The sequence below is a fragment of the Streptomyces sp. B21-083 genome, from assembly GCF_036898825.1.
GTDB lineage: Bacteria > Actinomycetota > Actinomycetes > Streptomycetales > Streptomycetaceae > Streptomyces.
In genome coordinates, this window is sequence record NZ_JARUND010000001.1 from 1,355,074 (window position 1) to 1,368,842 (window position 13,769).

At 69.1% G+C, this 13,769-nt stretch carries 10 protein-coding genes, 1 pseudogene and 1 riboswitch; of the genes and pseudogenes, 1 reads left to right on the forward strand and 10 read right to left on the reverse strand.

Annotated features, from left to right (window positions below):
* Nucleotides 1-158 precede the first annotated feature (158 nt).
* Entirely contained in the window at nt 159-1,136 is a 978-nt protein-coding gene (locus QA861_RS05950) for a M23 family metallopeptidase (RefSeq protein WP_334587152.1), read from the reverse strand.
* A 2-nt stretch (nt 1,137-1,138) separates the two neighbouring features.
* A riboswitch (cyclic di-AMP (ydaO/yuaA leader) is annotated at nt 1,139-1,298 on the reverse strand.
* A 303-nt stretch (nt 1,299-1,601) separates the two neighbouring features.
* Entirely contained in the window at nt 1,602-3,695 is a 2,094-nt protein-coding gene (locus QA861_RS05955) for an alpha-galactosidase (protein WP_334590466.1), read from the reverse strand.
* Between the two features lie 170 nt (nt 3,696-3,865).
* On the opposite strand from QA861_RS05955, the gene QA861_RS05960 reads away from it, so the two are divergent.
* The gene (locus QA861_RS05960; protein ID WP_334587154.1) at nt 3,866-4,663 is read left to right on the forward strand and encodes a tyrosine-protein phosphatase; all 798 of its coding nucleotides are present in this window, start codon (nt 3,866-3,868) and stop codon (nt 4,661-4,663) included.
* Nucleotides 4,664-4,703: 40 nt separating this feature from the next.
* On the opposite strand, the gene QA861_RS05965 is transcribed toward QA861_RS05960, so the two are convergent.
* The 8 genes and pseudogenes from QA861_RS05965 to shc form a co-directional block, all read right to left on the reverse strand.
* The gene (locus QA861_RS05965) at nt 4,704-4,826 is read right to left on the reverse strand and encodes a DUF6126 family protein (RefSeq protein WP_164313401.1); all 123 of its coding nucleotides are present in this window, start codon (nt 4,824-4,826) and stop codon (nt 4,704-4,706) included.
* Nucleotides 4,823-5,464, reverse strand: coding sequence for a helix-turn-helix domain-containing protein (locus tag QA861_RS05970; protein WP_334587155.1), 642 nt, complete (start codon nt 5,462-5,464; stop codon nt 4,823-4,825). Before QA861_RS05970 ends, QA861_RS05965 begins: the two co-directional genes overlap by 4 nt.
* Before the next feature lie 65 nt (nt 5,465-5,529).
* Nucleotides 5,530-6,939, reverse strand: coding sequence for an aspartate aminotransferase family protein (locus QA861_RS05975; RefSeq protein WP_334587156.1), 1,410 nt, complete (start codon nt 6,937-6,939; stop codon nt 5,530-5,532).
* The gene (gene dxs, locus QA861_RS05980; protein WP_334587157.1) at nt 6,936-8,858 is read right to left on the reverse strand and encodes a 1-deoxy-D-xylulose-5-phosphate synthase; all 1,923 of its coding nucleotides are present in this window, start codon (nt 8,856-8,858) and stop codon (nt 6,936-6,938) included. The genes QA861_RS05975 and dxs overlap by 4 nt, the downstream gene beginning before the upstream one ends.
* 42 nt (nt 8,859-8,900) lie before the next feature.
* The gene (gene ispG / locus QA861_RS05985) at nt 8,901-10,058 is read right to left on the reverse strand and encodes a flavodoxin-dependent (E)-4-hydroxy-3-methylbut-2-enyl-diphosphate synthase (RefSeq protein WP_334587158.1); all 1,158 of its coding nucleotides are present in this window, start codon (nt 10,056-10,058) and stop codon (nt 8,901-8,903) included.
* 4 nt (nt 10,059-10,062) lie between these two features.
* Nucleotides 10,063-11,085: an adenosyl-hopene transferase HpnH gene (gene hpnH / locus QA861_RS05990; RefSeq protein WP_334587159.1), complete on the reverse strand. Its 1,023-nt coding sequence runs from the start codon at nt 11,083-11,085 to the stop codon at nt 10,063-10,065.
* 5 nt (nt 11,086-11,090) lie between these two features.
* A complete protein-coding gene (locus tag QA861_RS05995) occupies nt 11,091-11,726 on the reverse strand; it encodes a phosphorylase family protein (protein WP_334587160.1) in 636 nt (211 codons plus the stop codon).
* A pseudogene (gene shc / locus QA861_RS06000) lies at nt 11,726-13,722 on the reverse strand (squalene--hopene cyclase). Before shc ends, QA861_RS05995 begins: the two are co-directional and overlap by 1 nt.
* Between the last annotated feature and the right edge of the window lie 47 nt (nt 13,723-13,769).

The following is a 13,769-nucleotide window of genomic DNA, read 5'->3' on the forward strand; positions in this document are numbered from 1 at the left end:
CGTAGGGGGGAAAGCGCTTGCACAGACAGGGAGTTCACTATCACACCCCCACACGCGGACATGAGCACACCGAAGGCCGGACCCGGGGATCGGGGTCCGGCCTTCGGTGGATGTGCTTGGTGGACATCCTTGATGGATGCCCTTGCAGGGGGTGCCCGTCAGCCGACGGCGACACCCTTCGAACGGAGGTACCCGAGCGGGTCGATGTCGGAGCCGTAGTCCGGAGTGGTGCGGATCTCGAAGTGCAGGTGCGGTCCGGTCACGTTGCCGGTGGCACCGGAGAGACCGACCTGCTGCCCCTCGCTCACGGCCTGGCCGGCCGAGACGGAGAGCTGGGAGAGGTGGGCGTACTGGGCGTAGTAGCCGTCGGCGAGCTTGATGACGACCTGGTTGCCGTACGCGCCGCCCCAGCCGGCGGAGACGACGGTGCCGGCGCCGACCGCCTTGAGGGAGGTGCCGGTGGGGACGACGAAGTCGACGCCCGTGTGGTAGCCGCTGGACCACATGCTGCCCGCCACGTGGTAACCGGTGCCGATGGTGGCGCCGGTCACGGGGAGGGTGAAGCCGCTGGAACTGCTGGCGCTGCTGGTGTCGGCGGCCTCGGTCGTCGTGGAGGTCTCGGCCGTCGCGCTCTCGGCGGCAGGCTTGGACTCCGTCTTCGGCGTGGACTTCGAGGAGGACGAGGACTCCACGGAAGACGAGGGGGACGAGGAGGTCGACGCGGCCTTCTTGCCGATCGTCAGCTTCAGACCGGGGTGGATCAGGCTCGGGTCGGCGCCGATGGCGGTCCGGTTGTCCGAGTAGAGCTGCTGCCAGCCACCGCTGACGCGCTCCTCCTGGGCGATCTTCGAGAGGTAGTCGCCGGCCTGGACCGCGTAGGTCCTGACGCCCGCCCTCTTCGCCGCGGCAGCCTTTTCGGTCTTCGCCGTCTTCGCGGAAACGGAATGGGCCGTTACGGACGTGGCCGTTTCCGAAAGCGACGAAACAGCCTGAGTCGTGGACTCCACCGTGGCGGCATGGGCGCCGGTGGCTCCCAGCAACGGGAGGGCGAGAGCCGCTCCGCCGGTTCCGGCGGCGGCTATCGAGCGTGTGAATCGCTGGGACTTCGGACGGCGGTGCTTACCCTTCGCGGGCATGACGAATTCCTCTCCGTCGCCTGCGAGGTGAGCTGTCGGGTGCGGACTGGAGATGTCCGGCCACGCCTGAACGTGACTTAACCCCAAGCCTGTTCCAGAGACCGGAACAGGCGTTCTACCTGTGGGTCCCCCGCTCCTGCCGTACTCGGGTGTTCGATGCGGGTTCCGGGCGGCGGCAGGATTGGGCGTCCGTCCGGATTGGTGGCGAACGTAAGCGACCAAGACGCACGGAAACAAGCCTCAGGTTCCCTGTGTGCGGGTTTCCTGTGATCCTCCCCGGAATTCCCGGTCACTGTCGGTGAATTCCGGATCTTTCAGCCCCTTGAACTTCCTTTAATCACGCCGAAATTACGTGAACATGACGGCGACGCACCGTCACGAATATGACGCTGCTCACGCACCCGATTCACAGCAACTCCCATTTCCTGGCGAGTTGGAATGAAGGCGTCATAACGGACAGACGCATCAGATGCGACGCAGTCGGAAAACTGCCGCATCGAGGTCGCCCTTCAGCCCGGTTCGCAGGCCGCGATGCAACAGCACGGCCCCTCGATGGACTTCGCCCGTTCCGCGGCATTCGTACGTCGCCGAGGGGTCGAGTCCGCGCAGCCGCAGCGCCGGTAGCGGCTCACCGTGGTGCTGCGCCTGAAGCCAGGCGAGGACGACGGTCTCGTCCCCGAGCACGTACTGCACCGCGCTCAGTCCACCGGTCGGCCGCCGCAGCCGGTAGAGGTCTCCGCGCTGCACGACGGGCCGGATCTCCTTGTAGAGCCCCACCCACTCCCCGGCCTCGGTCAGCTCCTCCTCCGTCCACCCGGCGAGGTCGCCGCCGACACCGAGCACCCCGGCCATCGCACTCACGAACCGGAATCGCAGGGAGCTGACCCGGCCGTTGAGCTGGGCGTTCGGGCTGTCCGTGACCCAGGCGGCCATGACCCGCGCCGGATGGATCTGGCTGAAGCCCTCCTGGATGGCGAGGCGGTCCAGCGGGTCGGTGTTGTCGGAGGTCCACACCTGGTCCGTACGGGCGAGGACACCCAGGTCGATCCGGCCACCGCCGCCCGAGCAGGATTCGAAGGCGACGCCGGGGTGGGCCGCCCGCAGCCGGTCCAGCAGGGCGTACAACCCGTGCACATGGTCGACCCACAGGCGCTGGGGGTAGTCCTCACCGGGCCAGCCGGCATCGGTGAAACAGCGGTTGAAGTCCCACTTCACATAGTCGATCGGGGCACTGGAGAGCAGCCCGTCGAGCTGCTCCCAGAGGTACTCGCGGACATCCTCGCGCGCGAGGTTCAGGACGAGCTGATTGCGGAATTCCGTCCGCTTTCGTCCCGGCTGGAACTGCACCCAGTCGGGGTGTGCGCGGTACAGGTCGCTGTCCGGGTTGACCATCTCCGGTTCGACCCAGATGCCGAACCGCATCCCCAGGGCGTGCACGTACTCGGCGAGCGGTTTGACACCCGCCGGGAAGCGGTCCGGGTTCGGCGTCCAGTCGCCGAGGCCGGCCCGGTCGCTGGTGCGGGCCCCGAACCAGCCGTCGTCCACGACGAACAGCTCGACTCCGATCGCGGCGGCCCGCCGGGCCAGCGTCCCCTGCTGCTCCTCGGAGATGTCGAACTCCGTGGCTTCCCAGGAGTTGTAGAGCACCGGCCGGTCCCGGTCCGCGTCGGGGACGACGAACGCGCGCTGGTACGTGTGCCACGCCCGGCTCGCCCCGCCGTGCCCCGAGTCGGTCCACAGCCCCGCGAAGACGGGCGTGGTGAAGGACTCCCCCGCCGCCAGACGCAGCAGGCCCGAGTCGTCGTATCCGGCGCCGCCGGTGATCTGCACGCGCGCGTCGGGCAGCTGGGCGACGGCGATCCGCCAGGAGCCGGACCAGCCGAGCGCGCACGCGTACACCTCGCCGCGCTCCTCGGTCGCGTCGGTGTCGAGCGCCACCCAGGGCAGGTGCTGGTGCCCGGTGTGGCCGCGCCTGCTGCCGATGACCTTCTCACCGTAGGTGAGGTCCGTCCGCACGAGACGCGACTCGGCGGCCCAGCGTCCATGGAGCTGGGAGAGGCGCCAGCCGTCGCGCTCGGGAAGCGTCCAGGTGGCGGAGTCCGCGCGGAGCAGCTCCAGCGGGCCGGTCCCCTCGGGCATGTCATGGGCAAGGGTCACCCAGCGCTCCACCACGTCGTGGCGCATCCGGTAGTGGAGCGTGATCGCCAGCCCCGCGTCACGGAACCGCAGCCGCAGTTCGTCGCCCTCGTCGCCGCCCTCGGTCTCGTACGCCTCGAAGCGCCACTCGGTCCCCCGGCGCTTGTCGCTCCGCACGGACAGTGCGGGCCGCACGAAGCGGGGGCCGCCCTCGACCGGGTACTCCTCATGACCGTCGAGCGGGGCCTCGAAGGGCCAGTAGTCCGGCAGCGGACGGACGGCGAGCGCCTCCGCGTCGGCGAGGGCGATCCTCGGGCCCCAGTGCAGATGGAGCAGCTCGTCGTCCTCGGTGAGATGGACGGCGTAGCTGCTCGTGGGTCCCGAGAGAAGCCATGTACGACCGGTTCCGGCAATTTCCAGCATCATGTCCCCACAGATCCGAACAGGCACGCTCAAGCATCAACATCATCAGCTCCACAGCGTCCGACGGCAACGCCTGTGGAAAACTCATTGGCCTGGTCACTCATGTCGTATCGTCGAAGCGTGCCCGTCGACGAGCAGCGTCCGCGGGGCGGTGTGGGAGGGGAGCCCTCGTGACGCAGCAGGTCCCGTCGACCGAGCCCGAGCTGGGCGGCGTACGAAACTTCCGTGACGTGGGTGGGCTGCCGACGGTGGACGGTCGGCGCGTGGCCCACGGACGGCTGTTCCGCAGCGGTCATCTCGCGCACGCGACCGATGAGGACGCGGTGTTCCTCGGCTCTCTCGGGCTGCACACCATCTTCGACTTCCGCAACGCGGCGGACATCGGGCTGGAAGGTCACGACGTCGCACTGCCGGGCGTGCGCAACGTGAACATCCCGCTGTCCGACCCGGCGCACGGCGCGGAGTTCTGGAAGATGGTCCGGGACGGCGATCTGGACGAACTGCGCAGCCTGCTGGCCGACGGCAAGGGCGAGCAGCGGATGATCAACTCGTACCGCGAGATCGTCAGGGACCGCACGGCCGAGCACTCCCGGATGCTCCACGCACTGGCCAAGGACAGCGTCCCGGCCCTGATGCACTGTGCGGCCGGCAAGGACCGCGCGGGCCTGTCCGTCGCGGTGACGCTGCTAGCCGTCGGGGTGGAGCGCGACGCCATCGTGGCCGACTACATGGAGTCGAACGCGCAGCACCGCCGCTACAAGGTGCGCCGCAACGGCTCCGCGGCCAAGGCTTACAGCCCCGAGGTCCTCGAACTCCTCAACCCGCTCTTCGGCACCCGCCCCGAGTATCTGACGGCGGCCATGGAGATGGTCGAGGAGACCTGGGGCGGCGTCGACGGCTACCTGGAGCAGGGACTGGGCGTCACCCCCGAGACGCGGGAGCGGCTGCGGGCGCGGTTCCTCGACTGACCCGCCCCCCTCCCCGCCATTTCCTACTCCCTGTTGCCCGTCACTGCTTCGCGCCCACCTCGAACAGCAGGTAGATGAAGCCGGCGAAAAGGTGCCCGACCGCGATGTAGATGATCAGCCGGACCCACAGGGCCCGGGGGAACTTGTCCTCCATGTCCGTCATGGCGTCACTCCGGTGGTGGGGCCGATGCAGAGACCTGCGGTGGGGCTCTGCAGCAGGGTGTGGACGAAGAGCAGGTCGGTACCGTCCCGGCCGTCGGCGGCGAGGCGGTGCGGGGTCAGCGAGTCGAAGTGCGCGCTGTCGCCGGCTGCGAGGACGTGCGTGGTGTCCCCGAGGCCCAGCCGCAGCCGCCCGGTGAGGACGTACAGCCATTCCTCACCGGGGTGGACGCGCACGATGTCGCCCTGCGCCCCGTGCGGCACATGGACGCGCAGGGCCTGCATTCCGCGTCCGGACGCACCGGCCTGCCAGTAGGACCAGCCGCCCGCGGCCGTCGGCTCCATGTCCCCGGCGCGCACGACTGCGTCTCGGTCGGCGACGGTCTCGCCGAGCAGTTCGGAGACCGTCGTTCCGTAGATACGGGCGAGCCCCAGCAGCATCGGCAGCGACGGCTGGCGCTGCCCGGTCTCCAGGCGGGAGAGATGGGCCGGCGACAGCCCGGCGGTCCTGGCCGCGGCCTCCAGGGTGAGGGAGGCCCGGCGGCGCAGCACACGCAGTTGCGGTGCGAGAATGGGTAGATCCTCGACCGACTCGGTGGCAGCCCCGGGCGTCCGCAGGGGTTCGGATTCGGAAGAGCTCATGCCCTCCATTCAGCCGCACCCTTGCCTCTGGGGCAAATCTCTTGCCCCAGAGGCAAAACGTAGACCTACCTGTTGGCCACCGCCTGCTTGACCAGCGTCTTCCCGAAGTCCCACATCAGCCCGCTCCCGCTGTGCGCGTCGTCCATCACGGCGGTGAAGGCGTCCATGAACCGGTCCACCTCACTCTCGCCGACGACCAGAGGTGGAATCAGCTTGATCACCTCCAGGTGATCGCCGGAGACCTGGGTCAGGATCCGGTGCCGTTGCAGCAGCGGCACGACGACCATCTGAGCGAACAGTCCCTTGCGCGCGGCCTGCAGCATCGTCCAACGGCTGCGCAGCTTCAGCGACTTGGGCTTCCCGAACTCGATGCCGATCATCAGGCCCCGGCCTCGTACGTCGGCCAGCAACTCGTACTTGTCGACGAGTGCCGCCAGCCGGGACCTCAACTGGTCCCCCGTGGCCCGGGCGTTGGCCACGATCTGCTCGTTCTCCATCACCGACAGCACGGCGAGGCCCGCCGCCATGGCCTGGGCGTTGCCCCCGAAACTGGCCGAGTGCACGAGGACGCGGTCGATCGACGAGTAGACCTTCTTGAAGATCCACTCCTTGCCGATCGTGGCGCCCACGGGCACGTATCCGCCGGACAGCGCCTTCGCCACGCACACCAGGTCGGGCTCGACCCCGTCCTCGTGCTGATAGGCGTAGAAGTCACCGGTCCGCCCCAGACCGGTCTGCACCTCGTCCGCGATGAGCAGCGCCTTGTGCCTGCGCAGCAGCTCCTGGGCGGCGCGCAGATAACCAGGGGGTGTCGCGTGCACGCCCTTGCCCTGGATCGGCTCGACGATCAGGGCGGCCACGTCGCCCTTCTTCAACTCCCGTGCCAGGGCGTCGAGATCACCGAGGGGGACGGCGGTGTCGGGCAACAGTGGGGCGAAGCCGTCCCGGAAGCCGTCCTCGCCGTTGACGGAGAGGGACCCGGTGGTCAGGCCGTGGAACGCGTGCGCGCAGTACAGGACGCGCGGCTTCCCGGTGGCGTAGCGGGCGAACTTGAGCGCGGTCTCCACGGCCTCAGTGCCGCTGTTGGCGAAGAACACCCGGTCGAGGTGCGGACTGTGGGTGAGGAGCCGCTCCGCGAGCAGCCCGGGCAGCGGCGGGCAGTCGAAGCGGGTGAGGTCGGCGAGCTGGGCGTCGAGGACGTCGTGCAGCGCCCTGCGGACGACGGGGTGATGGCGGCCGAGGCCCATCACCCCGAACCCGGCGAGCATGTCGAGGTAGTCGTTGCCGTCCGTGTCCCAGAAGTAGGCGCCCTCGGCCCGCTCGTAGACCTTGTCGAAGCCGATGGTGTGCAGCATGCGCGGGAGCTGGTGGTTGAGATGCCTGGTGTGCAGCTCGTAGCGTTCGGCGCCGCGCTCGGCGAGCAGCGCGCCGAGGTCGAACTCCCCCGCCGGGGAACCGGGTTCAGCGGTTGTCATTCCTGTTTCTCCTTGGCCTTCCCCTGGTGCTTCCGCTGGGACAGCTCTTCCTTGGCGGCCAGCCCGGCGCCGATGCGTCCGGCGATCTCGACAGGTGTGAGACCGATGTCGGCGAGCAGCTCGCCCCGCTTGCCGTGCGCGAGGAACTGCTCCGGTATGCCGAACCTCCTTACAGGCACGTCGACTTCGGCGTCACCGAGTGCCAGCGCCACGGCGGCGCCGACCCCGGAGGCGCGGCTGTTGTCCTCGACGACGGCCACCATGCGGTGCTCGGCGGCCAGTCCCGGCAGCGCGGGGTCGACGGGCTTGACCCAACGGGGGTCCACCACTGTGCAGTTGATGCCGCGTGCCGCCAGCAGGTCTGCGGTCTGGAGGCACACGGGGGCCATCACGCCGACGGCCACGAGCAGTACGTCGGCCGCCTCCCCGGACCGGTGCAGCACATGCATCCCGCCCACATGGCCGACCGCCTCGATCGCCGGCCCCACCGACTCCTTGGGGAACCGGATCAGGGTGGGCGCGTCGTCGACGGCCACCGCCTCCCGCAACTGGGCGCGGAGCTGGTCGGCGTCGCGCGGTGCGGCGATTCTCAGGCCGGGGACGACCTGGAGGATGGACAGGTCCCACATACCGTTGTGGGACGCCCCGTCGACTCCCGTGACGCCGGCGCGGTCCAGCACGAAGGTCACCCCGCAGCGGTGCAGTGCGACGTCCATCAGCAGCTGGTCGAAGGCACGGTTGAGGAAAGTGGCGTACACGGCGACGACGGGATGCAGACCGCCGGTGGCAAGGCCCGCCGCCGACACCGCCGCGTGCTGCTCGGCGATCCCGACGTCCCACACCCGGTCGGGGAACCGCTCGGCGAACCTGCCGAGACCCACGGGATGCAGCATGGCCGCCGTGATGGCGACGACGTCGTCCCGTTCCTCCCCGATCCGGACGATCTCGTCGCCGAACACCGAGGTCCAGGAGGGCCCGTTGGCAGGGGCGAGCGGTTCGCAGGTGAGCGGGTCCATCACCCCGACGGTGTGGAAGTGGTCCTCCTCGTGCGAGCGCGCGGGCTCGTAGCCGCGTCCCTTCTCCGTCAGACAGTGGACGAGCACAGGCCCGTGGAACCGCTTCGCACGCCGCAGCGCGGACTCCACCGCCCCGATGTCGTGCCCGTCGATCGGGCCGACGTACTTCAGCCCCAGGTCCTCGAACATGCCCTGCGGATTGAACGCGTCCTTGAACCCCTTCTTCGCGCCGTGCAGCGACTCGTAGAGGGTGTTGCCGATGACAGGGGTGCGCAGCAGTACGTCCTTGCCCCAGGCCAGCACCTGTTCGTAGCTGTCCGTCGTGCGCAGGGTCGCGAGGTGGTTGGCGAGGCCGCCGATGGTGGGCGAGTAGGAGCGTTCGTTGTCGTTGACGACGATGATCAGGGGGCGGTCCTTGGCCGCCGCGATGTTGTTGAGCGCCTCCCAGGCCATCCCGCCGGTGAGCGCGCCGTCGCCGATGACCGCGACGACATGCCCCTGCTCGCCCTGCACCTGGCGGGCCTTGGCGAGCCCGTCGGCCCAGCCGAGCGCGGTGGACGCGTGGCTGTTCTCGATGACGTCGTGCTCGGACTCCGCACGCGAGGGATAGCCGGACAGGCCGCCCTTGCCGCGCAGCTTGGAGAAGTCCTGACGACCGGTCAGAAGTTTGTGGACGTAGCTCTGATGGCCGGTGTCCCACAGGATCCGGTCGACCGGTGACTCGAAGACCCGGTGGAGCGCGACGGTGAGTTCCACCACTCCCAGGTTCGGCCCGAGATGGCCGCCGGTCCTGGCGACCGCGTGCACCAGGAACTCCCGTATCTCGTCGGACAGTTCGCCGAGTTGCGCCTCGGACAGCGCCTTCAGGTCGCGTGGTCCCCGGATGTTCTCCAGAATCGTCACGCTCGGGCCCCCTTCTCTTCCGTACGCTTCAGGCCGTGCTGTTCAGCTCACGGTGACCGCCGGCTCTCCCGACGCGACGCCGTCCTGCTCCATCTGTTCGGCGATCTTCATCGCCTCCTCGATCAGGGTCTCCACGATCTTCGACTCGGGTACGGTCTTGATGACCTCGCCCTTCACGAAGATCTGCCCTTTGCCGTTGCCGGAGGCGACCCCGAGATCGGCCTCCCGCGCCTCGCCGGGGCCGTTGACCACGCAGCCCATGACCGCGACGCGCAGCGGGACCTCCATGCCCTCCAGGCCGGCCGTGACCTGGTCGGCGAGCTTGTAGACGTCGACCTGCGCCCGCCCGCAGGACGGACAGGACACGATCTCCAGCCGCCGTTGCCGCAGGTTCAGCGATTCCAGGATCTGGATGCCGACCTTGACCTCCTCGACCGGCGGCGCCGACAGCGAGACCCGGATGGTGTCCCCGATGCCCTCGCTCAGCAACGCCCCGAAGGCGACAGCGGACTTGATGGTCCCCTGGAAGGCGGGACCGGCCTCGGTGACGCCCAGATGGAGCGGGTAGTCGCACCGTTCGGCGAGCAGCCGGTAGGCGTTGACCATGATCACCGGGTCGTTGTGCTTTACCGAGATCTTGATGTCCCGGAAGTCGTGCTCCTCGAAGAGCGACGCCTCCCACAGCGCCGACTCCACGAGCGCCTCGGGCGTCGCCTTCCCGTACTTCTGGAGCAGCCTCCGGTCCAGCGAACCGGCGTTGACCCCGATCCGGATCGGTGTGCCGTGCTCCTTGGCCGCCCGGGCGATCTCCTTCACCTTGTCGTCGAACTGCTTGATGTTGCCGGGATTGACACGAACGGCCGCGCAGCCGGCCTCGATCGCGGCGAACACGTACTTCGGCTGGAAGTGGATGTCGGCGATCACCGGTATCTGCGACTTGCGCGCGATGGTCGCCAGCGCGTCCGCGTCGTCCTGCGTGGGGCAGGCGACGCGGACGATCTGACAGCCGGACGCGGTGAGTTCGGCGATCTGCTGGAGAGTGGCGCCGATGTCCGACGTACGCGTCGTCGTCATCGACTGCACCGACACGGGGGCCCCGCCCCCGACCGCCACCGGCCCGACCTCGATGCGCCGGGAGACCCGGCGCTCGGCGATCGGACGGGCCGGTACCTCGGGAACGCCCAAGGAGACGGCGGTCACGGCGTCACTCCCTGTTTCCGGCGACGGTCTCACGCATGGCGCGCAGGGACTCCTTGAGGGACCCCATGGTGGCCATGACGGCCGTCGGCTCGTAGCCGCAGTGCGCCATGCAGTTGGCACACCGGTCGTCCTTGCCGCGGCCGTAGGAGTCCCAGTCGGTCTTCTCGATGAGGTCCTTGTACGTCGTCACGTACCCGTCGCTCATCAGGTAGCAGGGCTTCTGCCAGCCGAACAGCGAGTAGTTGGGGATCGCCCACGCCGTGCACGGGAAGTCGACCTTGCCCTCCAGGAAGTCCAGGAAGAGCGGGGAGTGGTTGAGCCGCCAGCGTCGCCGGTTGCCGCCCCCGAAAGCCTTCTTGAACAGCTCACGGGTCTGCTCGACGCCGAGGAAGTGCTCCTGATCGGGCGCCTTCTCGTAGGCGTAGGCGGGAGAGATCATCATCTCGTCGACCTGAAGGTCGTCGTTGAGGAAGTTGAGCACCTCGATGATGGTCTGCGGGGTGTCGGTGTTGAAGAAGGTCGAGTTGGTGGTGACCCGGAAACCGCGCTTCTTGGCCTCCTTGATGGCGGCCACGGCCTCGTCGAACACCCCCTCCTTCGCGACGGACTCGTCGTGCCGCTCCCGCAGGCCGTCGATGTGCACGGCGAACGCGAAGTACGGCGACGGCGTGAACTTGTCCATCTTCTTGCGGAGCAGCATGGCGTTGGTGCAGAGGAAGACGTATTTCTTCTTCGCCACCAACTGCCGGACGATCTCGTCGATATGAGGGTGCATCAGGGGCTCGCCGCCCGCGATGGACACCATCGGGGCCCCGGATTCGAGCACCGCCCCGACGGCCTGGGCGACCGGCATGCGCTGCTTGAGCACACCGGCCGGGTGCTGGATCTTGCCGCAGCCCTCGCACGCCAGGTTGCAGGCGTAGAGCGGTTCGAGCTCGACGATCAGCGGGAACTTGTCCCGTTTGCGGATTTTCTGTTCAGCCAAATATGTAGCGATCTTGATGGTCTGGCGGAGCGGCATGGCCATCTGACTCACCTCCTGGGGAGCAGCAAGGAACGGTGCCATTCGACAAAAGCGGGAAGGACCGAACGAAGGACGCGGAAGGCCGATATTCCACCGCGAAGCGTTCCGATCCGGACGAGTTCATGTTCTGGAGCGTCCACGACCACCCGTACGGCCGCAACGGGGCGCACGCCCGTGCGCACGGCGCTGTGGAGCGTGGCCGCCGACTCCATGTCGACCGCGATTGCGCCGGTCGCGAGCAGCTCCGACCGTTCGTGACCGCGCACGACGTGATCGGAACCGGTGAGCGGGCCGGTGTGCACCGTCCGCCCGGGTACGGCGCGCACCAGTTCCTTGACGAGCAGTTCGGTGCCGGCACAGGGTGTGACGCCCCCCGGACCCCGGGTCTCCTCGGCGACCACCAGGTCACCGGGGTGCATACCGGGGGCGAGTCCCGCGCAGAATCCGGTGGCCAGCAGGACGGCGTCACGCAGCGCCGGTTCTGCGAGAGCGCGGGTGACGGCCGCCGAGGCCGCCTCGGGACCCATTCCCGTACGCAGCACGGTGACGGGTCCGTCGCCGTGTCCGCCCCGGCGCAGGGCGAGCCGTTCGATGCCGAGCGCGCAGGCGATCAGCAGCGGGGCCGGCTCGGGCCGCCTGTCCATCAGCCCCCCTTGACGTCGGCGAAGGGCTCTCCGTGGACGTACCGGCCGAGTGCGGTGAGCGGGAAGACCAGGCGGTAGAGGTGGTAGTTGATGGAGAAGTCCCAGGGGAAGCCGGTGCCGGTGAAGTACGGCTCGTCCCAGGAGCCGTCCGGCAGCTGGGTCGCGGCCAGCCACTCGACACCGCGTTCGACGGCCTTCGAGTCGTGCTCCCCGGCGGCGAGCAGGGCGAGCAGGGCCCAGGCCGTCTGGGAGGGGGTCGAGGCGCCCCGGCCGCTCCAGCCCGCACTGTCCTGGTAGGAGCGCAGGTCCTCGCCCCAGCCGCCGTCGTCGTTCTGGACCTTCTCCAGCCAGCCCACCGCGCGCCGGATCGCCGGGTGCGCGGCGGTCAGGCCGGCGGCGGTCAGCGCGGGCACCACCGAGCCGGTGCCGTAGACGTAGTTGACGCCCCAGCGCCCGAACCACGCGCCGCTCGGCTCCTGTTCGGCGAGCAGCCACTCGATGCCGCGCCGGGTGCGCGGATCGTGGGACATGCCCTCGACGGCGAGCATCTCCACGACATGGGCGGTGACGTCGGCGGACGGCGGGTCGATGACCTCCCCGAAGTCGCAGAACGGCAGCTTGTTGGGGAGCGTGCTGGTGTTGTCGACGTCGAAGGCGCCCCAGGCACCGTTCTTGGACTGCATTCCGAGGTTCCAGCGCACCCCGCGCCCGATGGCCTTCTCCACCCGCTCCGGGTCGTGGTGCCGGACGCGGCGCAGGGCGAGGACAACCTCCGCGGTGTCGTCGGTGTCGGGGTAGTTGTCGTTGTGGAACTCGAACGCCCAGCCCCCGGCGGCAGTTCGGGCCGGCGTACGGACCAGTCGCCGGGCCGGACCACCTGCTCGCCCAGCATCCAGTCGGCGGCCTTGACCAGTTGGGGGTGGTCGGCGGGCAGGCCCGCGTCGGCGAGGGCGATGACGGCGAGGCAGGTGTCCCACACCGGCGACTGGCAGGCCTCGATCATCCGGGCGCCGTCCTCCCGCCACACCGTGAAGCGGTCCAGGGACTGCAACCCGGCCCGCATGACCGGGTGTTCGAGGTCGTAGCCGAGCAGGTGCAGGGCGATCAGCGAGTAGACGGCGGGCGGCTGGATGCCGCCCCAGCAGCCGTCGTTCTCCTGGCGCTCGATGATCCAGCGGGCTGCGGCGTTCATGGCCGCCTTGCGCAGCCGGCGCACCGCGACCTTGCGGTAGCCGTGCAGGACCTTGTCGAGACGCTGGAACGCACCGCCCCAACTCGCCAGCGGAGCAAGGGACTTGCCCGGGTTCGGCAGGTCGGGGTCGGTGTGCAGCTCGTCGAGCGGGAAAGGCGCCGGGCGGACCGGACGCTTCGCGCTGACGATGGTGAGCGGCACGATGGTCTGCCGGGCCCAGCAGCCGAAGTCGTAGATGTTGAGCGGCATCCACTTCGGGAAGTAGATGAGTTCCGGCGGGAGTTCGGGGAGGTCGTCCCACTTCCACCAGCCGAACAGGGCCAGCCAGATCCGGGTGAAGACCCGGGCGGCGGCGATGCCTCCCCGGTCGCGGATCCAGGCGGACGCTCTCGCCATGTGCGGCGCTTCGGGTGCGTCCCCGGCCATCCGCAGGGCGACGTACGCCTCGACGGTGGCGGAGAGGTCGGCGGGTCCGCCGTGGAAGGTGGCCCAGGTGCCGTCCTCGCGCTGCTCGCCGCGGATGAACAACGCGGCCGCCTGCGTGGTCTGTTCGTCGCGGATGCCCAGGAACTGACGGAGCAGCAGATCCTCGGCGTCCATCGAGACGTTGGTCTCCAGGTCGCCCTTCCACCAGCCCTGGGCGTCCTGCCGCGCGAGCAGGGAATCCGTGGCGCGCCTCATGGCACGCTCGGCGGCATCCTGAACCCCTGCCGCCACTGGGGTGTTGGTGTCGGTGTCGGTTTCGCTGGCCGAGGCAGCGCGGGGCGGGAGTGCCCCGGTGCTTCCGTCGGTCGTCGCTGTCATGGCTTCCCCTTCGTGCAGTGGCATGTCTCTGCTGACTGGGTCCGCCG

What these genes read in the sequence shown, in the direction of transcription:
- QA861_RS05950 (WP_334587152.1), bottom strand. Translation starts at nt 1,136, where the DNA reads ATGCCCGCGAAGGGTAAGCACCGCCGTCCGAAGTCCCAGCGATTCACA.
- QA861_RS05955 (WP_334590466.1), bottom strand. Translation starts at nt 3,695, where the DNA reads ATGCTGGAAATTGCCGGAACCGGTCGTACATGGCTTCTCTCGGGACCC.
- QA861_RS05965 (WP_164313401.1), bottom strand. Translation starts at nt 4,826, where the DNA reads ATGACGGACATGGAGGACAAGTTCCCCCGGGCCCTGTGGGTCCGGCTG.
- QA861_RS05970 (WP_334587155.1), bottom strand. Translation starts at nt 5,464, where the DNA reads ATGAGCTCTTCCGAATCCGAACCCCTGCGGACGCCCGGGGCTGCCACC.
- QA861_RS05975 (WP_334587156.1), bottom strand. Translation starts at nt 6,939, where the DNA reads ATGACAACCGCTGAACCCGGTTCCCCGGCGGGGGAGTTCGACCTCGGC.
- hpnH (WP_334587159.1), bottom strand. Translation starts at nt 11,085, where the DNA reads ATGGCCATGCCGCTCCGCCAGACCATCAAGATCGCTACATATTTGGCT.
- QA861_RS05995 (WP_334587160.1), bottom strand. Translation starts at nt 11,726, where the DNA reads ATGGACAGGCGGCCCGAGCCGGCCCCGCTGCTGATCGCCTGCGCGCTC.